Raw genomic sequence first — 25,767 nt, forward strand, 5'->3', positions numbered from 1 at the left:
TGCCGGACACCCGCTCAAAGGAGAGCCGAGATGACCGAATGCCAGCCTGTCACTGCCCAGCCGCCGTCCGGTCCGGTCATCGGCGAGCACAGCGACGACGGTTTGCTGCGGTTCCGCGGCGTGCGGTACGGCACCGCCGAGCGGTTCCAGCCGCCGCTGCCTGCCGAGCCTCGCTCCGACGCCAGCCTGCCCGGGCCGATCTGCCCGCAGCTCGGCTCGCGTCTGGAAGCCGCGATGGGGCCGCCGCGGGATGAACCGCCGCAGTCCGAGGACTGTCTCAACCTTGCCGTCGTGACGCCTGCGCTGACCGGCTCACGTCCGGTGCTGGTGTGGCTGCACGGCGGCGGTTTCCTGAGCGGAGGCGGCACCCTGCCCTGGTACGACGGGGGACGGCTCGCCGCGGACGGCGACGTGGTCGTCGTGTCGGTCAACTACCGGCTGGGGGCGTTCGGCTACCTGGTCTGCGACGGCGTCAGCGAGGGGAATCTCGGCCTGGCGGACCAGGCGCTCGCGCTTGAATGGGTGCGCGACAACATCGCGGCGTTCGGCGGTGACCCGGGCAACGTCACCCTCTTCGGGCAGTCCGCGGGCGCGCTGTCGACGCTCGCCTTGTTGTCCAAACCGGACAGTCGTCCGCTGATTCGCCGGGCGATCGTCCAGAGTTCTCCGGACCCCGGGATCATTCAGAAACGTGCGACGGCGCTGGAGATCGGCCAGTACTTCGCCGACGCGGTCGACGGCGACCCAGCTACCGCTTCGGTGGACGAATTACTGGCCGCGCAGCTGCGCACTCTCCGATGGAACGCCGCGAAGGACCCGACGTCGACCCGGCCGCCGTTCGGGCTGGTCGATCTGGACGTGCGACTGTCCGATCCGTTGCCGGACTTGATGATCGGATACACCACGCGGGAGTGTGCGGCGTTCGCGATCGGGCTGCCGGACGAGGGGATCCGGCAAGCGATCCTGGACCAGACCGATCCGCTTCTCGGTCGTCCGGCGCGTGAGCTGGCACAGCAATACGGCGCGTACTCCTACGAATTCGACTGGGCTCCGGAACACGGCGGCTACGGAGCGATCCACTGTCTCGAGCTGCCGTTCCTGTTGGGCACTCCGGAATCCTGGCAGGGAAGCCCGATGCTGGGCGACACCAGCTGGGCCGAGGTCGAACGCCTCGGCACCCAAATGCGCTTGTGGTGGACGGAATTCGCGCGATCGGGCTCGCCAGGACCGCGGGGCAGCGTCCGGATCGGGAATTCCCTTCAGACACTGGAGAACACGCCATGAGCAAGAGCATTCATTGGCCCGTCGTCCTGCTCTGCTTCCTCGCTGTCCTGTTGGACGGCTTCGACACCGCCGCACTGTCGTTCACGATCCCGACGCTGTCGCATGAGTGGGGTGCGGTTCCGGCTGCCTTCACCCTGCCGTTGGTGCTGACCAACATCGGGGTCGTCATGGGATACCTGGCCGCGGGTTACATCGGTGCCCGGATGAAGGCACGGTCCGTCGTGCTCACCGGCGTCCTGATCTTCGCGGGCGCGACCGTGCTGACCGCCGCGATCCTGCACCTGAAGTCCATGCCGGTCTTCGCGGCGGCACGATTGGTGACTGGCCTGGGCCTCGGGCTGGTGCTGCCCGCCGGGGTGTCGCTCGCGACGAAACACAGCGCGGAAGGCCGCCGGGAACTGGTCTCCGTGGCGGTCACCCTCGGGCTCGCTTCCGGGAGCAGCCTCGGTGGGTTCTTCGGCGGGAAACTGCTGCACAGCGTCGGGTCCGCCGGGGTCTTCTACGTCGCCGGGCTGGCTCCGTTGGTGCTGGCTGCGGTCATGGCCGTGGTGCTGCCCGCCCGCGAGCCGTCGGTGGAGAGCAGCGCGAAGCAGGAAGCCAAGGTGAGCAGGCTCTTCGGACCGGGACTGCGCCTGCCGACGTCGCTCATCTGGGCGTTCTCGTTCCTCATCTTCATCACCGCGTACGTCCTGATTTCCTGGGTTCCGACGCTGCTCACCGGATACGGTTTCGCGGCTGGCAAGGCCCCGCTGGGACTCGCGTTCCTCACCCTGGGCGGCATCGCGGGCGGCCTGGTGCTCATTCCGCTGGCCGCGCGGATCGGGATCGCCCGCGCGCTGATCCTCATGCCCGCGATCGGGGCGGTGTGCATGGTTCTCGTCGCGACCGTGCCGGTCGGCGAGACGCTGCTGTTCGTGCTGCTGGCCGGTGCCGGTTTCGGGGTCACGGCCGGGCAGATCGGCCAGTTGACCCTCGCGGTTTCGATCTATCCCGCCCGCACGCGCACCACTGGCGTCGGCTGGGCCGCGGCGCTGGGGCGGATCGGGTCGATCGTCGGACCGGGCGTCGCGGGTTTGCTGCTCGCGCTGGCGTTGTCGGCGCAGACGATCGTCCTGGTGACCGCCGTTCCGGTGCTGGTCGCAATCGCTTGCGCGGTGGGATTGAGCCGCGTGCGGCCGGCGGCGAGGAGGGAGCGCGATGGCGCACTGGTTCGATCTCGGTGACGTCGCGGTCGTTCCCCTCGTCGAGGACGACCGGCTGCTGATCGAGCCCGGGGAGTTCTTCCCGGGACTCGAACCGGACCTGTCCGACTGGTACGCCCAGGAGCCGTGGTTCGACCGGGCGGCGGGGAAGCTGGTCTTCGTCATCCAGTCGTTCCTCGTCTGCTCGGCGGACGAGGTGCTGGTGGTCGACGCGTGCGTCGGGGCGGGGAAGGACCGCCAGCGCGCGGAGTTCGACCACCTGCCGGACCGGTGGATGCAGCAGTTCCTCGCGACCGGGCTGCGGCCCGCGGACGTCGACGCGGTGGTGTTCACCCACTTGCACACCGATCACGTCGGGGCCGTCACTGTGCAGCGGGAACCGGTGTTTCCGGACGCCCCGCATCTCGTGGTCGAGGAGGAGTTCCGGTACTGGTCGAGCGAGGCTGGCGGGGCGGCGATGCGCCGGACTGGGGACTACCTGACCGACAGCGTGCTGCCGATCGAGCAGGCTGGCCAGCTCAGTTTTGTCGCCCCGGATGCGGTAGTCGGCAAGCACGCCGAACTCGTACCCGCTGCTGGGCACACGCCGGGGAACGTGTGCGTGCGGGTGCGCGGCAGTGCCGGGACTGTGCTGCTTGCTGGCGACACGATGCACCACGGGGTGCAGATCCGGCATCCGGAGCTGAGCACGAGGTACTGCGTTGATCCGGGGGAGGCGGCACGGGTCCGGAGCCGCCTGCTTGCCGCCGCGGAGGATTCGGTCCTGCTCCCGACGCACTTCCCGGCCCCCTCGGCGGGGCGGGTCCGGAGCGGCCGGAACGGGTACGGCTTCGAGTTCGCCGCCGATCTGCTCCGGTCCGGGCAGTTCCGCTACCGGGAGTAGCCGCTCAGCTGGGTACCGGGTCGACCCGGCGGCGGAGCAGGCAGAACACGTTCCCCTCCGGGTCCGCCAGCACGTGCCACGACTCCTCCCCGGTCTGCCCGACGTCGGCGGGCCGCGCACCGGCCGCGAGCAGGCGTTCCAGTTCGACGTCCTGGTCCCGGTCGGTCGGGTTCACGTCCAGGTGCAGCGGCAGTTTCGCCGGCTTCGGGTCGGTGCTGCGGCTGAGGATCAAGGTGGGCTGCGGGCCGCCGAAACCGGCCTCGGGCGGGCCGATCTCGAGGTCTTCGCCGTCCCAGCCGAGTTCGACGTAGCCGAGGACTTCGCACCAGAAATCACCCATCCGTTGCGGGTCGGCGCAGTCGAGGACGAGTTCGGTGATCCGGCAGGCCATGTGCGCGAGCTTAAGGCCCGCGCGCACCCCGGCCCAGCGAATTCCGGTTTGTGCGCGCGGATAGATCTGCCGCCCCGGATTCGTCCGCGCGCACGAACGTACTGCCCGGGAAACCTCCTAGGGTCGCCAGCAGCGAGGCGAGGAGGCAAGCATGCGGACACTGCTGCGTGGCGGTCGCGTCATCGACCCGGCTACGGGCTTCGACGGTACGGCTGACGTGCTGGTATCCGACGGCGAGGTGATCGCGGTCGGACCGGGACTGCCGAGCGCGGACGACCAGGTCGAGATCGACGTCGCCGGGTACATCGTGGGGCCGGGGTTCATCGATCTGCACAGCCACGTGCATTCGATCGCGGGACAGCGGCTGCAGGCGATGGACGGCGTCACGACGGCGCTCGACCTCGAGGCCGGGCTGATGCCGGTCGAGCGGGCCTACGCCGAGGCCGCCGCGGCGGGGCGTCCGCTGCACTACGGCTTCTCGGCTTCGTGGGGTTCCGCGCGGGCGAAGGTGCTCGCGGGCATCGAGCCGGACGCGAACATCAACACCGGGCTTTCCGTGCTCGGCAATCCGGCCTGGCAGCGGTCGTCGTCGAAGACCGAGCTGGCCGCGTGGCTGTCCCTTGTGGAGGGTGAGCTGGCGGCGGGCGCGCTCGGCGTCGGCGTGCTGCTCGGGTACGCGCCGGCCAGCGATCCGGCGGAGTTCCTGGCCTTGGCGAAGCTCGCCAAACAAGCCGAGGCACCGACGTACACGCACGTCCGCGAGCTGGTCGAGGTCGATCCGGGCACGCCTGCCGACGGGTCCGAGGAGATCGCGATCGTCGCGGCCGAGACCGGTGCGGCGATGCACCACTGCCACGTCAACAGCACTTCCGGACGGCACATCGACCGCGTGCTCGCCGCGCTGGAGTCGGGCCGCTCCGCCGGGTCGCGGGTGACGGTCGAGGCCTATCCGTACGGCGCGGGCAGCACCGCGGTCGGCGCGGCTTTCATCTCGCCGGAGCGGCTGAAGATGAAGGGCCTCAACCCGTCGCGGGTGATCCTGCTGGAGACCGGCGAGCGGATCGCGGACGAGGGCCGGTTGCTGCAGGTCCGCGCCGAAACGCCGAGTGCGCCGTGCATCCTGGAGTTCCTCGACGAGCAGGACCCGGTCGACCGCACTCTGCTGCACCAGGCGCTGGCCTTCCCGGACTCGATCGTCGCGAGCGACGCCATGCCGGTGTACTGGCAGAACGGGGCGAACGAATCCACTGAATGGCCGTTGCCGCCGGGAGGGGCGACGCATCCGCGGACCGCGGGGACGTTCTCGAAGTCGCTGCGGCTGATGGTGCGCGAAGCTGGCGCCTGGACCTGGCTGGAGGCGTTCCGGCGCTGCTCCTACCTGCCGGCGCGGGTGCTCGACGAGGTCGCGCCCGGTGCGCGGACCAAGGGCCGGTTGGACGTGGGTGCGGACGCGGACATCGTCGTCCTCGATCCGGCCACGATCACCGACACCGCAACGTATTTCGACGCGACCCGGCCCGCGGTCGGCGTGCGGCACCTGTTCGTCGCGGGCACCCCGGTGGTGCGTGACGGGCAGCTGCTCACCGACGCGTTCCCCGGCCAGCCGCTGCGAGGTGAGCCGCGATGACCGAGTTCAATGTGGACGCTCTGCTCGCCGACATCGAAACGTTGGTGTGCTGTGAATCCCCATCGTCCGATCTGGACGCGGTCGCGCACAGCGCGGACGTGCTGACCGGCGTCGGCAAGGCCTTGCTTGGCGTGGAACCGGAGCGGATTGTCCTGGATGGACGGACGCATCTGCGCTGGCGGTTCGGTGACGGTCCGTCGCGGGTGCTGCTGCTCGGTCACCACGACACGGTCTGGCCGATGGGCTCGCTGGAGACACATCCGTTTTCCGTGCAGGACGGGGTCTTGCGCGGTCCGGGCTGCTTCGACATGAAGACCGGCGTCGTGATGGCGCTGCACGTCGCGGCTTCGCTGACAGACCGAAGTGGACTGTCCATTTTGGTCACCGGCGACGAGGAGCTGGGTTCGCCGTCATCGCGGGGGTTGATCGAGGAAGAGGCGCAGGGTTGTGCGGCGGCGTTCGTGCTGGAGGCTTCGGCGGACGGCGGCGCGATCAAGACCCGGCGCAAAGGCGTTTCCCACTACCGGATCGAGGTGATCGGACGCGCCTCGCACGCCGGTCTCGAGCCGGAGAAGGGGATCAACGCCGGGATCGAGATCGCGCATCAGGTGCTCGCGGTCGCCGCGCTCGCCAGTCCGGAGCGGGGAACCAGCGTCGTGCCGACGGTGCTTTCGGCTGGTACCACGGTGAATACCGTGCCCGCCGCAGCCGCGGTTGAGGTCGACGTACGCGTGTGGGACGAAGAAGAACAGCTTCGCGTCGACCGTGCGGTGCGCGCGTTGCAACCGGTGTTGGAAGACGCACAAGTCCGGGTCACCGGCGGGATCAACCGTCCGCCGCTGGACGCGGTCTCGTCGGCCGCGTTGTACGGTCTGGCCAAGGAATTGGCCGTGGAACTGGGCTTGCCGGAACTGACCGAGGCGGCCGTCGGCGGTGCTTCGGACGGCAATTACACCGCGGGACTCGGCGTGCCGACGCTCGACGGTCTCGGTGCGGTCGGCGGCGGCGCGCACGCCGATCACGAACATGTCCTGGTCGAGGAATTGCCGCGGCGGACGGCGTTGCTGGCCGCCCTGGTGGAGAACGTGCTGACGAAGGGGAGTCCGTCGGTTCCGACGAATCCGGCGGACGATTCTGGTCGAGCACGACGGTGACTCTTCGGGGGAAACCGGGAAAGGATCGTCCCGTGACGAATCTTGCGATGAACACGGAAAGACCCGTCGCGGCGGAAACGTGCGACGAAGCGGTCGCGGCCGCTCAGGCGGCGGCCGCCGCTTCGGGGGTCGAAGTCCGGGAAATCACCGAGATCGCGGAAATGACCGCGGTCGGGGTGCTGTTCGAGACGATCTGGCGCTCCGCGCCAGGAACCCGGCCGGTGACCACGGAACTGCTGCGCGCGCTGTCGTCGGCGGGGAATTACGTGGCAGGTGCGTTCGCCGACGGGGAAATGCTCGGTGCCTGCGTCGGCTTTTTCGGAAATCCCGGAAAAGGCAGCCTGCACAGTCACATCGCCGGAGTTTCCAAGGCCGGTGCCGGTCGCGGAATCGGGTACGCGTTGAAATTGCATCAGCGCGGCTGGGCGCTGGCGCAGGACGTCTCGGCGATCAAATGGACCTTCGATCCGCTGGTGCGCCGCAACGCCTATTTCAACCTCGGCAAACTCGGCGCGCTCCCGGTGCGTTATCTGCGGGACTTCTACGGGCCGATGGCGGACGGCATCAACGGATCGGGCGACACCGACCGGCTGATGGTGTCATGGGACCTGGCCAGTCCGTCCGTGCGGACCGCCGCGTTCGGCGAACCGATCCGCACGGACGCGAAGATTTTGCTCGACCAAGGCGCGGCAGTAGCGCTCGAAGTGGCCGCGGACGGCGGTCCGGCCGACGGCAAAGCGGACGCCCCGGTGGTGCTCGTCGCCGTCCCGCCGGACATCGAAGGCTTGCGCAGCACCGATCCCGGCCGGGCGGACGCGTGGCGGGCCGCGCTGCGCGAATCGCTCGGCGGGCTGATGGCCGACGGCGGCCGGGTGACCGGCTTCGACCGAGCCGGCTTCTACGTGATCTCCAAGGAGGAGCAGTGAAACTCAGCGGTGTGGAACTGCGCCGGGTGCAGATGCCGCTCGTCGCCCCGTTCCGGACTTCGTTCGGCACCCAGTCCGTGCGCGAGCTGTTGCTGCTGCGCGCGGTCACGCCGGCCGGCGAGGGCTGGGGCGAATGCGTGACGATGGCCGGGCCGGTGTACTCGTCGGAGTACAACGACGGCGCGGAACACGTCCTGCAGCACCACCTGATCCCGGCGCTGCTGGCCGCGGAAGACATCACCGCGGCGAAGGTGACGCCGTTGCTGGCGAAGTTCAAGGGCCACCGGATGGCCAAGGGCGCGCTGGAAATGGCGGTGCTCGACGCCGAACTGCGCGCGCACGAGCGGTCGTTCGCCGCCGAACTCGGCTCGGTGCGCGATTCCGTGCCCTGCGGCGTTTCCGTCGGGATCATGGACACCATTCCGCAGCTGATCGACGTCGTGGGCGGATACCTCGACGAGGGCTACGTGCGGATCAAGCTCAAGATCGAGCCCGGCTGGGACGTCGAGCCGGTGCGCGCGGTCCGCGAACGCTTCGGCGACGACGTACTGCTGCAGGTCGACGCGAACACCGCCTACACCCTCGGCGACGCACCGCAGCTGGCCAAGCTCGACCCGTTCGGCCTGCTGCTGATCGAGCAGCCGCTGGAGGAGGAGGACGTGCTCGGCCACGCCGAACTCGCCCGGCGGATCCAGACGCCGATCTGCCTCGACGAGTCGATCGTGTCGGCGCGCGCGGCGGCGGACGCGATCAAACTGGGCGCGGTCCAGATCGTGAACATCAAACCGGGCCGGGTCGGCGGTTACCTGGAAGCGCGGCGGGTGCACGACGTGTGCGCGGCGCACGGAATCCCGGTGTGGTGCGGCGGGATGATCGAGACCGGCCTCGGCCGGGCGGCGAACGTCGCGCTGGCCTCGCTGCCGAACTTCACCCTGCCCGGCGACACCTCGGCGTCCGGCCGGTTCTACCGGACCGACATCACCGAGCCCTTCGTGCTGGACGGCGGGCACCTGCCGGTGCCGACCGGACCGGGACTCGGCGTGGCGCCGATTCCGGATCTGCTCGACGAGGTGACCACGGCAAAGGTGTGGATCGGTTCGTAGCCCGCTACGAATTCCGGAGGTAGATTTGGTCGGATCGGACCAGCCGGTCCGGGCGAGGCCGGATCTACCTTCGGGGGGTGCTGACACCGGTGCCGAGCAAGCCGCACACGAGTCTGGGACGCGTCCTCGAAGCGCTCGGGGACGTGCTCCTCGAACCGGTCGCGGTCGGCCGCGACACGCGCCGCCACCTCGGCGGGGTGGTGATCCACGACCCGCACGACGACGCGGAGTTCCCGGCGCAGGCGGTGGTCCTCGGCGTCGGGGTCCGCGAATCCGACGAGATCGTGCAGCTCGTGCACGCCGTCGCCGCGCGCGGGGCGACCGCGCTGGTCGTGCGCTCGCCGGTCGCCGCCTCGACAGAACTCGTGCGGGCGGCTAATTCCTCCGGGGTCGCGCTGCTCGGGCTCGCCAGCGGCGCGTCCTGGGCACAGCTGGCCGCCATGCTCCGCACGCTGCTCGCGGAGGGCGACGTCGGCGACGTTTCCCCGCAGACGCTCGGCGGGATGCCGTCCGGCGACCTTTTCGCCCTCGCCAACGCCATCGCCGCGCTGCTCGACGCACCGGTCACCATCGAGGACCGCAATTCGCGCGTGCTCGCGTTCTCCGGCCGTCAGGACGAGGCCGACCCCTCGCGCGTCGAGACGATCCTCGGCCGTCAGGTGCCCGAACGGTTCACTCGCGAGCTGGAGAAGGACGGCGTTTTCGAGCGGCTCTACCGCGATCAGGGCCCGGTTTACGTCTATCCGGGAGACGGCTACGACAAGAAGATCGTCATGCCGCGCGCGGCGCTCGCGGTCCGGGCCGGTGACGAAGTCCTCGGGTCGATTTGGGCCGCTGTCGACAAAGAGCTAAGCGAAGAACGTACCGCGGCGTTGATCGACGCTTCGAAAATCGTTGCGCTGCATATGCTTCGGCTCCGCGCGGGCGCCGACGTCGAACGCCGGTTGCGGGCCGATCTGGTCAGCACCGCGCTCGAAGGCGGTTCCGGGGCGCAGGAAGCCATCGCGCGGCTCGGGTTGCTGGGGCAGCCGACGATCGTGCTCGCCATGGGCTTGCTCGAGCCGCCCGACGACGACCTCCGGCTGGTCGCGGAACGCCAGCGGGTCGCCGACGCGTTCGCCATGCACCTCAGCGCGGTCCAGCCCCGATCGGCGGTAGCGCTCGTCGGCGACGTCGCCTACGGCATCGTCCCGATGCCCGGGAACCACGGCGATTGCCGCGAACGCTCGGTACGCGTCGCGTCGACCTTCCTGGAGCGCACCGGCCGCCGGGTCGCGGCGGCGATCGGCATCGGCCCGCTGGCTCTCGACGGATCCGGGTTGCGCGCGTCTCGCGACGGGGCCGACCGGGCGTTGCGGGTGTTGCTCACCAACGGCGGCTCGAAGCGGGTGATCGCCGCCGAGGACGCGCACATCGAGGCGCTGATGCTGGAGCTGGCCGACCTTTCCGCGGCGCGCGGCGACGTCGCGACGGGGCCGATCGCGCGCTTGCTGGAGTACGACACCAAACATCAGTCCCAGCTCGTGCACACGTTGCGGTGCTGGCTCGATTCGTTCGGGGACATCAGCGCGGCTTCGGCGGCGGCGTACGTGCATCCGAGCACGTTCCGGTACCGGTTGCGCCGGCTCGCCGAGGTCGGCGGGATCGACCTCGACGATCCGGGGGACCGGTTCGCGGCGATGGTGCAACTGCACTTGCTGCCGCGCATCGAGAAGCCCGAAGAGGCCTGAGTCTTGCTCTCCTGACGGGAAACGGACCGCGACCTTCCCGCGAACGCAGCAACCCCCGCCCCGGCCCCCGCCGAGACAATGGGAGACCGGCAGGCGGCGATTCCCGGTTCACGCCAAGAACTTCCTGCCCGAAGTGTCCACTGTAGACAGGAGGGTCATGGCTACCGCATCCGAAACGATCGCCCGCCGCGCCGAGGAGGTCGGCGTCGAGGTCCGGCTGCACGCCGCCGAGGTCGACGGGACCCGAAGTCTCGGCATCGGCGAGGACGCCCCGGTCGTCCCCGCGTCGGTGTTCAAGGTCCCGATCGCGCTGGAGCTGGCGCGGCAGGCCGCCGAAGGAACGCTCGATCTGGGCGCCCCCGTCACCGTCGAACCCGGGCACCCGACGCCGAGCCCGTACGGTCTCGCCACCTTCCGCCACGAAGTCCGGATGTCCTGGCACGATTTGGCGATCCTGATGATCGGAATCAGCGACAACGTCGCCACCGACCTGATTCTCGCCGAGGTCGGCAAAGACGCGGTGAATAGCACGTTGCGCCGCCTGGGATTCACGCAGACTGTCGTGCCGCAGGACTGCGGCGAACTGCTCGCCACGATCGGCGAAGATCTCGGCGTCTCGTACGAGGACGACGAACGGGCGCTCGCCGAACTGACCTACGAACAGGTTTCCGGGTTGCGCGCGCTGCAACCGGAAAAGTCCTGCCGCACCACCGCCGCCGAAATGACCCGTTTGCTGGGACTGATCTGGCGCGGCGAAGCGGCCGCGCCGGAGGCGTGCGCGGACGTCCGCCGCTGGATGGAACTGCAGGTGTGGCCGCATCGCCTGCGTTCCGGATTCCCGGACGACGGGATCCGCACGAGCGGCAAAACCGGCACGTTGCCCGCCGTGCGCAACGAGGTCGGCGTGGTCGAGTACCCGGACGGCGGCCGGTACTCCGTCGCCGTGTTCACCCGCGCCGAGGACTCCCGCTCCCGGGTGCCCGAGCGCGACGCGTTCATCGGTTTCGCCGCCGCGACGGCGGTGGAGTCGCTGCGCACGGCCTGATTCGTCGGAGCGGAGGAACTTTCCCCGCGCTCTCCTCGGTCCGGACGAACAAGTGACGTCCGCCACCGACCTAGCATTTCCGAAACGCCGGTCCACCATCCCTCGGACAGAAGGTGCACATGTCGAAAATTTCCGAAATCGAGACCTGGCTTCAGGAGAATTTCGCCGCTTTGCTGGCCAAGCATCAGGTTCCCGGAGCCGCGATCGCGGTGCTCGCCGACGGCGAGGTGATCGACCACGCGGCGGGCGTCGTGAACAAGGGCACCGGCGTGGAGTCCACTGTGGACTCGGTATTCCAGATCGGGTCGATCACCAAGGTGTGGACGACCACGCTGGCCATGCAGCTGGTCGACGAGGGCAAGCTGGACCTCGACCGGCCGGTGCGGGATTACCTGCCGGAGTTCGTGCTCGGCGACGACGAGGCCGCGGCGGCGATCACCGTCCGCCAGCTGACCTGTCACACCGCCGGTTTCGAGGGCGACATCTTCACCGACACCGGACCCGGCGACGACTGTGTGGAGAAGCTCGTCGCGACGCTGTCCGACGTGCCGCAGCTCTTCCCGCCGGCTGAGCGGTTCTCCTACAACAACGCCGGTTACTGCGTCCTCGGCCGCGTCATCGAGGTGCTGCGCGGCAAGTGCTGGGACGACTGCGTGCGCGACCACCTCTTCGCGCCGCTCGGCCTGACCCACGCGGCGTCCGGTCCGTACGACGCGATCCGCTACCGCGCCGCGATCGGTCACGTCAACCCGAAGCCGGGCGACGACCCGGTGCCCGCGCCGGTCTGGGCGCTCACCCGCTCGAACTCGCCCGCCGGCTCGACGCTCGCGATGCGCCCGCGCGACCTGCTGACCTTCGTCCGGATGCACCTGAACGACGGCAAGGCCGACGACGGCACCCAGGTCCTGCAGCCGGAGTCGCTGCTCGCGATGCGCGAACCGCAGGTCGACGTGCCCTACCTCGGCATCATGGCCGCGCACTGGGGCCTCGGCTGGATGCTCTTCGACTGGGACGGCGGCAAGGTGATCGGCCACGACGGCGGCACCATCGGCCAGTCGGCCTTCCTGCGCGTGGTGCCCGAGCGCGGCGTCGCGGTCGCACTGCTGACCAACGGCGGCGCCCCGCTGCACGTGTACCACGAGATCTACAGCAAGCTGCTCGACGAGCTCGCCGGGGTCACGGTCCCGCCGCTGCCCGTGCCGAACCCGGCGGCCGCCCCGGCCGACTTTTCCCGCTACGTGGGCGAGTACTCGTCCATGGTCGCCGACACCGTCGTCAGCGAGGAAGACGGCAAGCTCTGGATGAAGCGCACCCCGAAGGGAATCTTCGCCGAGATCGGCGCGCCTTCGGGGAAGGAAGAACTGCTGCCGTGCCAGGGCGACACGTTCGTCGCGAAAACCGAGCAGATGCCGGGTGTCTACATGGCACACGCGTTCGTCGGCGACGACGGCAACGGCCGCGCGCAGTTCCTCCACACTGGACGCGCGGACCGACGGGTCTCCCAGTGAGCGGGATCCGCGAGCGGATCGAGGCCGTCTTCGCCGACGCCGGCGCGGAAGGGTTCCTGCACGCCCGGGAAATCGGCGTGCCGGGCCCGGAGGTGTCGGCGGGCGGGGACGCCCCGGTCGTCCTCGCGTCGGTGTTCAAGATCCCGGTGGCGCTCGCCTACGCCCGAGAGGTCGCCGCCGGACGGCTGGACGACACCGAACGGACGAAGGTGACCGCGCGGTACCGGATCGGCGGCATCGGCACTGCGGGCTGCGCCGACGACGTCGAGATGAGCTGGCGCGACCTCGCGCACTTCATGCTCACGATGAGCGACAACGCCGCGACCGACGTGCTCTACCACCGGCTCGGCCAGGAAACGGTGGACCGGGTGCTGGCCGATCTCGGCCTCGAACGCACCCGGCTGATCGGTTGCTGCGAGGACCTGTTCGCGTCGGTCGTCTCCGATCTCGGCGGCACGCCGGAGTCCGATCTCGAGGCGCTGCTCGGCGGGGCCACGCCGGAGCAGCTGGACAAACTGGCGGTCCGGGATCCGGAACGCACCACGTCGTCCACGCCGCGCGAGATCACCGAATTGCTCGACGCGATCTGGACCGACCGCGCGGGCGAACCCGAAGCGTGCGAACGGGTCCGCACGATCATGGCGCAGCAGATCTGGCCGCACCGGCTGTCGTCGGGCTTCCCGTCCGGGGTGGCGGTGGCGGCGAAAACCGGGACGCTGCCCGGAATCCGCAACGAAGCAGGCGTGGTGACCTTGGGGGACGGCCGCCGGTTCGCGGTCGCGGTGTTCACTCGCGCGCATTCTCTCGAAGACCGCCTTCCCGCGGTCGACGCGTCCATCGGCGCCGCCGCCCGGCTGGCTGTCGACCACCTCCAGAGCGCGACCCCGTAGGAGAAATCCCATGAAAACTGCCCGGCTCACCGCCGCGATGGCGGGCGTGGTGGCCTTGACCGTGAGCGCGTGCGGGGGATCAGCGCAATCCGGGACGGACCGGACCGCGAACCAGAAACTGGTCGACGGCAAGACTTTCACCTTTGCCCTGCCGACCGATCCGGGAACGCTCGACCCGGCGATCACCGTGTTGTCGGCCGCTCGCAATCTCGACGGGTTCCTCTACGACGCCCTGATCAATCTCGACTCCAAGGGCGAGCCGGAGGCGGCGCTCGCGGAGAAGTGGGAAGCGGATACGACCACCGCTTCGTTCACTCTGCGCAAGGGCGTCACCTGCTCCGACGGCAGCCCGCTGACCGCGGCCGACGTGGCGGCGAACATCAACTTCATCGGCGACCCGGCGAACAAGTCACCGCTGGCGGGCGTCACGGTGAAGAGCGGCACCAAAGCGGTCGCCGGCGAGGGCACGGTCAAGATCACCAGCGGTGCGCCGGACGCGTTCCTGCTCCGCAACATCGCCGGTCTGCCGATCGTCTGCGCCAAGGGGCTGGCCGACCGGAAAACGCTCGCCAAGGGCGAGAACGGCACCGGCATGTTCGCCATGTCCGAGATCGTCCCGAACGACCACTACACGCTGACCCGGCGCAAGGACTACACCTGGGGCCCCGGCCAGTTCGACCCGAAGCAGAAGGGCCTTCCGGACAAGATCGTCGTCCGGGTCGTCCCGAACATGACGACGACGACCAATCTGCTGCTGTCCGGCGAGGTCAACGCCGCCCAGGTGCTCGGGCAGGACCAGCAGCGGCTCAAGGCGCAGCGGCTGTACCACGCCGACATCGTCGCCCCGTTCGGCGAAATGTTCTTCAACCAGGCACCCGGCCGGTTCGGCGCGGACCAGGCGATGCGCCGCGCGCTGACCCAGGCGATCGACCTCCCGCAGGTCGCGAAGGTGCTGACCCGCGACGGCAGTGCTCCGGTCAGGGGCATGGTCACCATGGAACCCCGGCCCTGCCAGGGCGATTCGGCCACCGGGAAGATGCCCGGCTTCGACGTCGCCGCGGCCAAGGCGGCGCTGGAGCAGGCGGGCTGGAAACCGGGACCGGACGGCATCCGCGTCAAGGACGGGAAGCGGCTGTCGCTGACCGCGATCTATGGAACACAGGCCGGTCCGACGATGGCTCCCGGCGCGGAGCTGATGCAGCAGGGCTGGAAGGCAGCCGGCGTCGACGTCCAGCTCAAGGGCCTCGACAGCCCGGGGATCAGCCAGGCGCTGTTCGCCACCGGCGAGTGGGACATCTCGTTGGCTCCGCTCGGCCTCACCGTGCCCAGCGAGCTGGTGCCGTTCATCTCCGGTGCGCAGCCGCCGGAGGGCACGAACTTCGCGCACATCAAGAACCCGCAGTACGACGCGCTGGTCGCCAAGGCGGCCACCCAGGCCGGGCAAGCGGGTTGCGCGGACTGGCTGGCCGCGGAATCGGCGCTGTACGAGAAGCAGGACGTCGTGCAGTTCGCGAACTCGGTGCTCCCGACCTTCGGCAGCAACGCGAAGTTCGAGATCGTCAACGGCTACCTCAAGCCGGCCACCATCCGGATGTACGCCTGATGACCGGCGCGATCGCCGTCGCGGGCCCGAAGGTCAGCCCCTGGCTGGCCTTCGGCGCCCGCCGCCTCGGGCGGTTCGTGGTGTCGCTGTGGGTGCTGGTCACCATGGCGTTCCTGATGATCCAGCTGATCCCCGGCGACCCGGTGCGCTCGGCGCTCGGCCTGACCGCGCCGATCGAGCTGATCAACGCCCGGCGCGCCGCGCTCGGCCTGGACCATCCGCTGTGGCAGCAGTACCTCGACTATTTCGGCGGGCTGTTCCGCGGCGATTTCGGCACGTCGATGCTGACCGGGCAGCCGGTCGGCGACGTCATCTCCGACCGGCTCCCGGCGACGCTGCAGCTGGCGCTGCCCGCGTTCGCGGTGGTCATCGGGCTCGCGATCCCGCTCGGCCTGACATTCGCGGTGCTGACCCGCGGCGGACGGCATCGCGGCGCCGAACTCGGGTTCACCTCGACCACCGTGCTGTTCGCCGCCATCCCGGAGTTCCTGGTCGCGGTGGCGCTGGTGGCGTTCTTCGCGGTGCAGCTCGGCTGGTTCCCGGTGGCAGGCCACGACGGCGCGGGTTCGCTCGTGCTGCCGGTCATCGCGCTGGCGCTCGGCCCGGCCTCGACGCTCTCCCGGATCGTCCGGGTGGAGACGCTTTCCGTGCTGGGCAACGATTTCGTCCGCACCGCACGGGCGAAACGGCTTCCCGCGCGGATCGTCTACCTGCGGCACGCGCTGCCGAACGCGCTGACCGCGACCCTGACGCTCGGCGGGCTGATGCTCACCAGCCTCGTCGCGGGAACCGTGCTGGTGGAGAACGTGTTCGCCTGGCCGGGCCTCGGTTCGACGATCTCGCAGTCCATTCTGCAGAAGGATTACCCGCTGGTGCAGGGAATCGTGCTCGTGTACGGCATCGGCGTGCTGCTGGTGAACCTCATCGTGGACCTGCTGCTGGCGGTCCTCGATCCGCGTTCGACGATCCGGGAGAACTGAGATGGCGAAACGGCGCGGACAACAGTGGCTGGCCGCCGTGCGCACCCCGCTCGGCGCGTTCTCGGCCGGTCTGCTCGTGCTGGTGATCGCGGTGGCGGTGCTGGGCCCGATCCTGTGGCAGGACGCGGCTTCGGCGATCGACACGAACGCGATCGGCCAGGGCCCGTCGGCCGGCCATCTGGTCGGCACCGACGAACTGGGCCGCGACATTTTCTACCGCGTGCTGGTGGCGACCCGGCTTTCGGTGCTGCTGGCGCTGATCGCCGCGGCGCTCGGCGTCGCGACCGGCCTGGTGCTCGGCATGCTGCCCGCGGTGCTGCCGCGTCCGCTCGGCAGACTGCTGACGGCGGCGATCAACATCGCGGTCGCGTTCCCCGGCCTGCTACTGGTGTTGTTCTTCGCGGTGATTTTCGGTGTGGGCACCCAAGGCGCGGTGATGGCGATCGGGTTCGCGCTGGCCCCGCAGTTCGCCCGGCTGACCCAGACGTTGTCGGCCTCGGTGGCCGGACGGGACTTCGTGTCCGCCGCCCGCGTCGCCGGAGTGGGCCGGATCCGGTTGCTGTTCCGGCACATCCTGCCGAACATCGGGGAGCCGCTGGCCGTCAACGCCACCATCGGCGCCGGCGGTTCGCTCCTGGCGTTCTCCGGCCTGTCGTTCCTCGGGATCGGCGTGCAGGCCCCGGATTACGACTGGGGACGGCTGCTCAACGAAGGTCTCAACGGCATTTACGTCAACCCGGCGGCGGCGCTCGCGCCCGGCGTGGCGGTGGTCCTCGCGGGGCTCGCGTTCAACCTGTTCGGCGAGACCGTCGCCGGAGTGATCGGGGTGCGGACCCGGTTGCCGCGGCTGACACCCCGCGTGCGGCGTAAGTCCAAAGTGGACCCGGTTTCCGCTGACGATGCCGTGCTGGTCGTCGAAAATCTGGAAGTGGCATTCCCCCGGCCGACGGGCTGGACGGTTCCGGTGCGCGGCGTGAGCTTCACCGTGCGGGCGGGCGAGGCGATCGGGGTCGTCGGCGAATCCGGTTCGGGCAAGAGCTTGACCGGGCTCGCGGTGTCGCGGCTGATCGAATCGCCCGGTTCGGTGACCGCGGACCGGCTGGACTTCGCCGGGACGCCCGTGCTCACCACGCCGGAACGCGAATTGCGGACGCTGCTCGGGACGTCGCTGGCGATGGTGTTCCAGGACCCGATGACGTCGTTCAACCCGACCCGGCGAATCGGTCGTCAGCTCGCCGAGGTTTCGCAGCAGCACCAAGGGCTTTCGCGGGTGAAGGCGTTCGAGCGGGCCGTCGACCGGCTGCGCGCGGTACGGATTCCGGCGGCGGAACGGCGGGCGAAGCAGTACCCGCACGAGTTTTCCGGCGGCATGCGGCAGCGCGCGATGATCGGCATGGGCCTGATGGGCGACCCGCGGTTGATCATCGCCGACGAACCGACGACCGCGCTGGACGTGACCGTGCAACGGCAGCTGTTGCGGTTGCTGGCCCAAACCCGCGCCGAACGGGACACCGCGATCATCCTGATCAGTCACGACATCGCGGTCGTTTCCCAGACGTGCGAACGGATCCTGGTGATGTACGCCGGACGGATCGTGGAGGATCTGCCCGCTGCCGGACCGGACATCACGCCGCGGCATCCGTACACGCGGGCGCTGCTGGCCACGACACTCGACCTGGAGACGGACCCGGAAGCGCCGCTCGCGGTGATCCCCGGCCGTCCGCCGGAACCGGACCAGATGCCGTCCGGCTGCGCGTTCGCGAGCCGCTGCCCGGTGGCGACCGACCGGTGCCGCGAGGAGGACCCGGAACTGACCGTGCTCGCGCCGGAACACCGGGTGGCGTGCTGGCATCCGGATGCGGAACTGTCGGAAGAAGCAGTTGCCGCCGCTTCGGGAGGCACGAAATGACCGACCTTGACCTCCGCTGGCCAAGGTCCGTGAAGGACTCATTGAGGGAATCAGATTCCCTCAATGAGTCCTTCACGGACCATCGCGCCGGGCGGAACGAAGCAGTGGCGGGAGGGGCGGAATGAGCGAGCTGGTTTTCGATTCGGTCAGCGTCCGGTACGGCGGGCGGCGCGGGCTCACCGCGGTGGACGGCGTGTCGCTGACCGTCCCGGCGGGCAAGGTCGTCGGGCTCGTCGGCGAATCGGGTTCGGGCAAGTCGACGCTCGCGAAGGCGGCCGTCGGATTGTCGCCGGTGAGCGCGGGCCGGGTGCTGCTCGGCGGCGTGGACGTGCGGAAACTGCCGCGCCGGCGTCCGCTGCAGATGGTGTTCCAGGATCCGTATTCCTCGCTCAACCCGAGGATGACCATCGGCGAATCGATCGCCGAAGCGATGCCGCGCGGGACGGACCGCTCGGCCGAGGTTGCCCGGCTGCTCGAACTGGTCAATCTCGATCCCGAACGGGCCGCGCATCTGCCGGGGCAGTTGTCCGGCGGGCAGCGGCAACGCGTCGCGCTCGCCCGGGCGCTCGCGGGTCAGCCGCAGGCGCTGATCGCCGACGAGATCACCTCCGCGCTCGACGTTTCGGTGCAGGGCGCGGTGCTCAACCTCGTGCGTTCGGTGCAGCGGCAGCTCGGCCTGTCGATGCTGTTCATCTCGCACAACCTCGCCGTGATCCGGTATCTCAGCGATTTCGTCGCGGTGATGTACCTCGGCCGGATCGTCGAAGCCGGACCGGCCGAGCAGGTGCTCACCGATCCGCAGCACCCCTACACCCGCGACCTGCTCGACGCCGCCCCGTCGGCGCACAAGTCGCTGTTCGACCAGGAGCCCGGCGCGACCGCGGACGCGGAACCGCCGGATCCGCACCATCCGCCCGCCGGCTGCCGGTATCACCCGCGCTGCCCGGTCGGCCCGCTGGTGCGCAGCGACCGCGAGCTCTGCCTCCGGGCCGATCCGGCCGAGGACGCCGCGCCCCGGCGGCACGCATCGGCCTGCCATTTCCTAATCCGGCCAAAAGAAGGCCGCCCCCCACTCGGCACGTAACCGTTGCTGAGAAGCCATTAGGCCGTGGCTGTGGCCGGATTAGGAACGATCAGCACAGTGCCGAATCCGAGGGCCACGAGCCCGCGATCTCCCAAGGAGCCAGCGTATGACCCGCCGTCTCGGCATCGATGACCTCTACGACCTCGCCGCGCCCAGCCAGCCCGCGCTTTCGCCGGACGGCAGCCGGATCGCCTACGTGGTCCGGACCGCGGACCGGGAGGAGGACCGGAACGTCGACGCGCTGTGGACGGTCGGCGCCTCCTCCGGCGAAGCCCGCCAGCTCACGCGCGGCAACGCGGACGCGGCGCCGAAATGGTCCCCGGACGGTTCCCGGCTCGCGTTCCTGCGCGCCCAGGACGGCCCGCCGCAGATCTGGATCCTCCCGGCGGACGGCGGCGAGGCCGAGCAGCTCACCAAGCTGCCGCTCGGCGCGGGCGCACCGGTGTGGAGCCCGGACGGCAGCAAGATCGCGTTCTCTGCGGCGATCGATCTCGCCGCGGTCGTCGAAGCGCCGCCGGCGAACACGCCGATCGTCGCCGAGCGGCTGGACTACAAGTCCGACGGCCCCGGCCTGCTGAAGACGCTCCGCAGCCACGTGCACGTCCTCGACGTCGCGACCGGCGAAGTCCAGCAGCGCACCTCCGGCGACTGGCACGCGGGCCAGCCCGCCTGGTCGCCCGACAGCAAGCACGTCGCGTTCACCGCGGCCCTGGACGCCGACGCCGACCTCACTTTCCGTTCCGCCGCCTACGTTCTCGACGTCACCGAGCGGAACGCCGAACCGCGCCTGGTCGGCACCGACAAGGGCATGGCGGGCACGGCCGGCTGGACCAAGGACGGCAAGGCACTCCTGGTGGTCGGCCGCACCGACACCGCCACCGGGCACCTCGGCCTGCTGCGCGTCCCGCTGGACGGCGGCGAGACGGTCGACCTGGCCGCCGGCCTCGACCGCAACGTGATGCCCGGCGGCCCCGGCTATCCCGGCGCGCTGCCGCAGTTGACCGAGGCTGGCGACGTCGTGCTGTTCGCGATCCGCGACCGCGGCTGCACGCATCTGTACGAAGTGGACCTTGCCGGTGGCGAGCCTCGCGCGGTGCTGACCGGCGACGGCAACGTAGTGTCCGGAATGGACTTGGTCGGCGACCGGGCCGCGATTGTGCTGGCTACCAACGATTCCTTCGGCGAGGTCGCCGTTGTCGACCGCACCACGGGCAAGGTCGACGTGCGCACGAAGCACGGCGACGCAGTGTCCGAAGCGGAATTGTTCTCCCGTGAATCGCGCGAATTCACCATCAGCGACGGCACCGTCGTGCAGGGCTGGCTCATCCGTGACACCGAACGCACTGGCGCGCAGCCGCTGCTGATCGACATCCACGGCGGTCCGCACAACGCTTGGAACGGTGCCGCGGACTCGATCCACCTGTACCACCAAACCCTCGCCGCACGCGGCTGGGCAGTGCTGCTGATCAACCCGCGAGCCAGCGACGGTTACGGCGAAGCGTTCTACACCGCGGCGATCGGCGCGTGGGGCCAGGCGGACGCACCGGACTTCCTCGAACCGATCGACCAGCTCATCGCCGAAGGCCTCGCCGACCCGGACCGGCTCGCCGTGACGGGTTACAGCTACGGCGGCTTCATGACCTGCTACCTGACCAGCCGTGACGACCGTTTCGCCGCCGCGGTGGCCGGTGGCGTGGTCAGTGACCTGACCAGCCTGGCCGGGACGTCCGACGGCGGACACTTCATGGCCGTCAACGAATTCGCCGGGCTCTCGTCGGGTCAATACGAGAACTCCTCCCCGCACGCGCAGGTCGAGAACGTCCGCACCCCGACGCTGATCCTGCACGGCGGCGAAGACGTCCGCTGCCCGGTCGGTCAGGCCGAGCAGTGGTTCACCGCGTTGCGCGAGCGCGACGTGCCGTCCCGGCTGGTGCTGTACCCAGGCGGCGCGCATCTGTTCATTTTGGACGGCCCGCCGTCGCACCGCGTCGACTACAACCGGCGCGTGGTCGACTGGGTCGAGCAGTACGCGGGTTCGCGGGTGCCGATCGAGGCCGCGCACTGGAGCCGCCGCCTGGCGGAACTGGCGCGCAAGCACGACGTTCCCGGTGCGTCGCTGGGCATCCTGCGCGTCGACACCGGCGAGGAGGTATTCGCGACGCACGGTGTGCTGAGCAAGACGACCGAGGTCGAGGTCACCGAGGATTCGCTGTTCCAGATCGGTTCGATCTCCAAGGTGTGGACGTCGACCGTGGTGATGCAGCTCGTGGACGAGGGGCTGCTCGACCTCGACGCCCCGATCGTCGACGTGCTGCCCGAACTGCGGCTGTCCGATCCGGAAGTGACCAAGCGCGTCACCATGCGGCACCTGCTGACGCACACCAGCGGCATCGACGGCGACATCTTCACCGACACCGGCCGCGGCGACGACTGCGTCGAGAAGTTCGTCGACCTGCTGGAGGACGCCGCGCAGAACCATCCTCTCGGCGCGACTTTCTCCTACTGCAACTCAGGTTTCGTCCTCATGGGCCGGGTGATCGAGAAGCTCACCGGGAAAACCTGGGACGCCGCGATGCGGGACAAGCTGTACACGCCGCTCGGCCTCACGCACACCGTCACGCTGCCGGAGGAAGCGCTGCTGTTCCGCGCCGCCGTCGGCCACGACGCGCCGGAGGGCGAAGAACTGGCTCCGGCTCCGGTCTGGCAGCTGCCCCGTTCGGCTGGACCGGCCGGTCTGATCACGTCGCGCACGAAGGACGTTCTCGCCTTCGCCCGCCTGCACCTCACCGGCGGCCTGACCGAGGACGGCACGCGGATCCTGTCGGCGGAATCGGCCGCGGCCATGGCGGACAAGCAGGCCGACGTCCCGGACAAGCACACCCTCGGCGATTCGTGGGGCCTCGGCTGGATCCGCGACGAGTGGGGCGGTCGCCGCATCATCGGCCACGACGGCAACACGATCGGCCAGTCGGCGTTCCTGCGCCTGCTGCCCGACGCGGGCCTCGCGGTCACCCTGCTGACGAACGGCGGCCACGCTCGGGACCTGTACACCGAGCTGTACCGGGAAATCTTCGCCGAACTCGCCGACGTCGCCATGCCGCGCCCGCTCGAACCCCCGGCCACGCCGGTCACGGTGGACGCGAGCCGCCACGTCGGGGTGTACGAACGGGCTGGCGCGCATGTCGAGGTGGTGGAGCGCGAAGGTGGTTTGCGCGTCGTGTACACGACGACCGGACCGCTGGCGGAGCTGATGCCGGAGAAGGTCCAGGAGTTCGACCTGGTGGCGGTCTCGGACACGCTGTTCCTGCTCCGCATGCCGGGCGGGCAGTTCTGGACGCCGGTGCTGTTCTACACGCTGCCGACGGGGGAGCCGTACATGCACTTCGGCGCGCGGGCGACGCCGAAGGTGTCCTGAGGCTTGAGGGGCCGGGCATGCGCTGCCCGGCCCCTCAACCCTGGTCAGTCCTTGCGGCGCGCCAGGTAACGCACGAGCAGCAACACCAGACACGCCACCGCTATCCCGCCGCCGATATACCGGTAAGTCGCCTCCAAGCCAGCGAACTGGCCGATCGAGTTGGCGGCGGCACCGGCGAGAAAAACCAGCCACAGCAAGGTAGTCACAACAGGGCCGCCGGCGGTGCGGCTTCGGGAAGTCTCCATGCCGAGAACACTATGCAGCGGCGAAGGGCGCAAACAGGCCGTAAGCACCCAACTTCACGGTAGCGCCTGCGCTACCTCTTCCCATTCAGGTAGGCCAGCACCGCCAGCACCCGCCGGTGTCCGTTGTCCTCCGGCAGTCCCAGTTTCGCGAAGATGTTGCGGATGTGCTTGAGCACCGTTCCGTCGCTGACCACCAGCAGTTCCGCGATCGTGGCGTTGTTGTAGCCCTCCGCCATCAGCCCGAGCACCTCGCGTTCGCGTGCGGTCAGCGCGTCGAGCGGGTCGCGGCGGTGAGCCAGCAGCTGGGTCACCACCTCCGGGTCCATCGCCGTGCCGCCCTCGACCACCCGTTGGAGCGAATCGAGGAACTTGGCGACCTTGCCGACGCGTTCCTTGAGCAGGTACCCGACCGCGCCCTTGCCGTCCGCGAGCAGTTCCGCCGCGTAGCGGGTTTCGACGTGCGCGGAAAGCACCAGCACCGGCAGCCCGGGGTGCAGCTGCCGCGCCTGCACGGCCGCGCGCAGGCCCTCGTCGGTGTGCGTGGGAGGAAGCCGGACATCGGTGATCACCGCGTCCGGGCGGTCCTCGCGGACGAACGCGAGGAAGTCGTCGGTGTGGTCGAAAGCGGCGGCCACCTCAATGCCCGAGGTGTCGAGCAGCAGCACCAAACCTTCTCGCAGCAGGGCGTCGTCCTCGACGATCACGACCCGCATGGCAACTCCACTTCCAGAACAGTCGGTCCACCGGGCGGACTCGTCAGCGTGACCGTCCCGTCGAAAGCTTCGGCGCGTTTCCGGATCCCGGCCAGTCCGCTGCCCTGGGATTCGTCCGCGCCGCCGCGGCCGTCGTCGCGGATTTCGATCCGCACGGTGTCGACGGTGCCGTCGAGCGTAATCGACGCGTGTTCCGCGCCCGAATGCTTGGTCACGTTCGCGAGCGTTTCGGCCACGATGAAGTACACCGCCGCCTCGACCGCGGCCGGGCGGCGCGCCGAGCTGCGAACGTCCACAGTGCACGGAACCGCGCATCGGTCGGCGAGCGCGGTGATCGCGCCGTCGAGCCCGCGGTCGGTCAGCAGCGGCGGGTGGATGCTCCGCACGACCGTGCGCAATTCGGCGAGCGCTTCGGTCGCCGCGTCCTGTGCCTTGCCGAGCAATTCCCGTGCTTTGGCGGGATTTCCTTCGAAAAGTTGATCGGCGATCCCGAGTTGCAGCACGACCGCGGACAGCCGCGCCTGCGTCCCGTCGTGCAGATCGCGTTCGAGACGGCGGAGTTCGGCGCCGTGCGCCTCCAGCGCGGCGGCGCGGGTCGCGGTCAGCTCGACGACCCGGTCGGTCAGCGAGGCGCCGGGCCGCGGGCCGAGAAGCGCCCGCGTCGCCAGGGCTTGCCAGCGAGCCAGGGGCGCGGCCCAAAAGGTGAGCGCGATCATGACGATCCCGCTGAAGATGCAGAGCGCGGCTGACGCCCACGAGTTCACCATGAATTCCAGCGAGCTCTGGATTCCGCCGGGCACCAGCCACCAGAACACGCCGGTGAGGATCTGCCGCAGTCCGCCGAGCGGCAGGCCGAACGCGAGCACCCCGACGAGGAAGCCGACCACGGCGTGCACTGCGAGCCACGCGAGGTCGCGCAGGCTCGCTGGGTCACGAATGGGCGAAACGTTGGCGTACGGCTCCGCGATCGGCTCGCCGAGCCTGCGCCCGGCACGGCGGCGTTCGAACCGCAGCGGGTAGCGGAGCAGTTTCAGCGCCACCGGGAGCGCCGGAATCCCGACGCCGATCAAACACGTCGCGAGCACGATGGCCATCGCGAAAAAGAGCAGCATCGCGAGAAACGCGGTCGCGGCTCCCACCAGCAAATAGCGGAGTCCGGACCACCACGAGCGCAGCCACCTTTTCACCCGCACAGTGTCCCATTAGGACCTCCCCACCGGGCGTGGTGGTGCCTGCGCTACCCCCAAGACTCTCGCGCTCGGGATCGTTTCCGCGTCCCCGCCGCCATAGCTTCGTAGAGACAGAAATCTGCTGGTCCGAGGAGCGACACGAACATGAACACAGGCGGAACACACGCCCTGAGGCTGGAAGCGGTGCGCAAGATCTACGGCTCCGGCGACGGCGCGGTCACCGCGCTGGACGGGGTGTCGGTCGGGATCCAGCGAGGCTCGTTCACCGCGGTGATGGGGCCGTCCGGGTCCGGCAAGAGCACCTTCCTGCACTGCGCGGCCGGGCTCGACCGGCCGAGTTCGGGAAAGGTGCTGCTCGGCGAAACCGAGCTCGGCGGACTCCGCGAGCGCGCGCTCACTGAATTGCGCCGGACCCGGATCGGGTTCATTTTCCAGGCCTACAACCTGCTGCCGTCGCTGAACGTGCTGCAGAACATCACCCTGCCGATGCGCCTGGCGGGCAAGAAACCCGACGCGCGCTGGCTGCGCGAGATCGTCGACAGCGTCGGCATCGCGAAGCGGCTCGAGCACCGCCCGGCGGAGCTGTCCGGCGGGCAGCAGCAGCGCGTCGCGATCGCCCGCGCGCTGATCACCCGGCCCGAGGTCGTGCTCGCCGACGAACCGACCGGCGCGCTCGACACCCGCACCGCGCGCCAGGTGCTCGACCTGTTGCGCACCGTGGTCGACCAGATGGGCCAGACCGTGTTGATGGTCACCCACGACCCGGTCGCCGCGTCCGCCGCGCACGGAGTGCTGTTCCTCGCCGACGGCAAGCTCGCCGGCCACCTCGCGCAGCCGACCCCCGAGCGGGTCGCGCAGCGGCTGACGCACCTCGGGGAGTGGTGA

Annotated in this window: 21 protein-coding genes; 17 read left to right on the plus strand and 4 right to left on the minus strand. The window is 69.6% G+C overall.

Annotated elements, in window-relative coordinates:
• The first annotated feature begins 30 nt into the window (after positions 1–30).
• Genes WA670_RS07665 through WA670_RS07675 form a run of 3 tightly spaced genes read left to right on the plus strand, consistent with a single transcriptional unit; the run spans position 31 to position 3,369 of the window.
• Entirely contained in the window at positions 31–1,284 is a 1,254-nt protein-coding gene (locus WA670_RS07665; RefSeq protein ID WP_336157227.1) for a carboxylesterase family protein, read from the plus strand.
• Positions 1,281–2,507: an MFS transporter gene (locus WA670_RS07670; protein ID WP_037820409.1), complete on the plus strand. Its 1,227-nt coding sequence runs from the start codon at positions 1,281–1,283 to the stop codon at positions 2,505–2,507. The genes WA670_RS07665 and WA670_RS07670 overlap by 4 nt, the downstream gene beginning before the upstream one ends.
• A complete protein-coding gene (locus WA670_RS07675) occupies positions 2,482–3,369 on the plus strand; it encodes an MBL fold metallo-hydrolase (RefSeq protein WP_336157228.1) in 888 nt (295 codons plus the stop codon). Before WA670_RS07670 ends, WA670_RS07675 begins: the two co-directional genes overlap by 26 nt.
• A 4-nt stretch (positions 3,370–3,373) precedes the next feature.
• Here WA670_RS07675 and WA670_RS07680 read toward each other — a convergent pair whose 3' ends face one another.
• Positions 3,374–3,760, minus strand: coding sequence for a VOC family protein (locus WA670_RS07680; RefSeq protein ID WP_037820448.1), 387 nt, complete (start codon positions 3,758–3,760; stop codon positions 3,374–3,376).
• A gap of 151 nt (positions 3,761–3,911) precedes the next feature.
• Here WA670_RS07680 and WA670_RS07685 point away from each other — a divergent pair, with 151 nt between their 5' ends.
• The 13 genes from WA670_RS07685 to WA670_RS07745 all read left to right on the plus strand — a co-directional run bounded on the left by WA670_RS07685 (position 3,912) and on the right by WA670_RS07745 (position 22,734).
• On the plus strand, positions 3,912–5,387 hold the full coding sequence (locus tag WA670_RS07685; protein WP_037820410.1) for an amidohydrolase family protein: 1,476 nt from the start codon (positions 3,912–3,914) through the stop codon (positions 5,385–5,387).
• The gene (locus tag WA670_RS07690; RefSeq protein WP_078870815.1) at positions 5,384–6,541 is read left to right on the plus strand and encodes a M20 family metallopeptidase; all 1,158 of its coding nucleotides are present in this window, start codon (positions 5,384–5,386) and stop codon (positions 6,539–6,541) included. The genes WA670_RS07685 and WA670_RS07690 overlap by 4 nt, the downstream gene beginning before the upstream one ends.
• A gap of 47 nt (positions 6,542–6,588) precedes the next feature.
• Positions 6,589–7,467 (plus strand): GNAT family N-acetyltransferase, encoded by an 879-nt coding sequence (locus WA670_RS07695; RefSeq protein ID WP_199818189.1) that lies wholly within the window; start codon positions 6,589–6,591, stop codon positions 7,465–7,467.
• The gene (gene menC / locus WA670_RS07700; RefSeq protein WP_336157229.1) at positions 7,464–8,570 is read left to right on the plus strand and encodes an o-succinylbenzoate synthase; all 1,107 of its coding nucleotides are present in this window, start codon (positions 7,464–7,466) and stop codon (positions 8,568–8,570) included. Before WA670_RS07695 ends, menC begins: the two co-directional genes overlap by 4 nt.
• 77 nt (positions 8,571–8,647) lie before the next feature.
• Entirely contained in the window at positions 8,648–10,300 is a 1,653-nt protein-coding gene (locus WA670_RS07705; protein WP_336157230.1) for a PucR family transcriptional regulator, read from the plus strand.
• Positions 10,301–10,457: 157 nt separating this feature from the next.
• Entirely contained in the window at positions 10,458–11,345 is an 888-nt protein-coding gene (locus tag WA670_RS07710) for a serine hydrolase (RefSeq protein WP_336157231.1), read from the plus strand.
• A gap of 119 nt (positions 11,346–11,464) precedes the next feature.
• Positions 11,465–12,853, plus strand: coding sequence for a serine hydrolase (locus WA670_RS07715; RefSeq protein ID WP_336157232.1), 1,389 nt, complete (start codon positions 11,465–11,467; stop codon positions 12,851–12,853).
• Entirely contained in the window at positions 12,850–13,743 is an 894-nt protein-coding gene (locus tag WA670_RS07720; RefSeq protein ID WP_336157233.1) for a serine hydrolase, read from the plus strand. Before WA670_RS07715 ends, WA670_RS07720 begins: the two co-directional genes overlap by 4 nt.
• Positions 13,744–13,753: 10 nt before the next feature.
• A complete protein-coding gene (locus tag WA670_RS07725) occupies positions 13,754–15,346 on the plus strand; it encodes an ABC transporter substrate-binding protein (protein ID WP_336157234.1) in 1,593 nt (530 codons plus the stop codon).
• Complete coding sequence (locus WA670_RS07730; RefSeq protein WP_336157235.1) at positions 15,346–16,326, plus strand: ABC transporter permease; 981 nt, start codon at positions 15,346–15,348, stop codon at positions 16,324–16,326. The genes WA670_RS07725 and WA670_RS07730 overlap by 1 nt, the downstream gene beginning before the upstream one ends.
• A 1-nt stretch (position 16,327) precedes the next feature.
• Entirely contained in the window at positions 16,328–18,235 is a 1,908-nt protein-coding gene (locus WA670_RS07735; RefSeq protein ID WP_336157236.1) for a dipeptide/oligopeptide/nickel ABC transporter permease/ATP-binding protein, read from the plus strand.
• A gap of 121 nt (positions 18,236–18,356) precedes the next feature.
• Positions 18,357–19,319, plus strand: a complete 963-nt coding sequence (locus WA670_RS07740; RefSeq protein WP_336157237.1) for an ABC transporter ATP-binding protein — start codon at positions 18,357–18,359, stop codon at positions 19,317–19,319.
• A 106-nt stretch (positions 19,320–19,425) separates the two neighbouring features.
• Positions 19,426–22,734, plus strand: coding sequence for a serine hydrolase (locus WA670_RS07745; protein ID WP_336157238.1), 3,309 nt, complete (start codon positions 19,426–19,428; stop codon positions 22,732–22,734).
• Positions 22,735–22,778: 44 nt separating this feature from the next.
• Here WA670_RS07745 and WA670_RS07750 read toward each other — a convergent pair whose 3' ends face one another.
• From WA670_RS07750 to WA670_RS07760, 3 genes are all read right to left on the minus strand, one after another.
• Positions 22,779–22,979, minus strand: coding sequence for a hypothetical protein (locus WA670_RS07750; protein ID WP_037820428.1), 201 nt, complete (start codon positions 22,977–22,979; stop codon positions 22,779–22,781).
• Positions 22,980–23,050: 71 nt separating this feature from the next.
• Positions 23,051–23,692 carry a response regulator transcription factor gene (locus WA670_RS07755; protein WP_043836645.1) on the minus strand — a complete coding sequence of 214 codons (642 nt, stop codon included), beginning with the start codon at positions 23,690–23,692 and terminating at the stop codon, positions 23,051–23,053.
• Positions 23,680–24,879 (minus strand): sensor histidine kinase, encoded by a 1,200-nt coding sequence (locus WA670_RS07760; RefSeq protein WP_336157239.1) that lies wholly within the window; start codon positions 24,877–24,879, stop codon positions 23,680–23,682. Before WA670_RS07760 ends, WA670_RS07755 begins: the two co-directional genes overlap by 13 nt.
• A 147-nt stretch (positions 24,880–25,026) precedes the next feature.
• On the opposite strand from WA670_RS07760, the gene WA670_RS07765 reads away from it, so the two are divergent.
• Positions 25,027–25,767 (plus strand): ABC transporter ATP-binding protein, encoded by a 741-nt coding sequence (locus WA670_RS07765; protein WP_037820432.1) that lies wholly within the window; start codon positions 25,027–25,029, stop codon positions 25,765–25,767.

Source organism: Amycolatopsis sp. VC5-11 (genome assembly GCF_037034185.1).
GTDB lineage: Bacteria > Actinomycetota > Actinomycetes > Mycobacteriales > Pseudonocardiaceae > Amycolatopsis > Amycolatopsis nivea.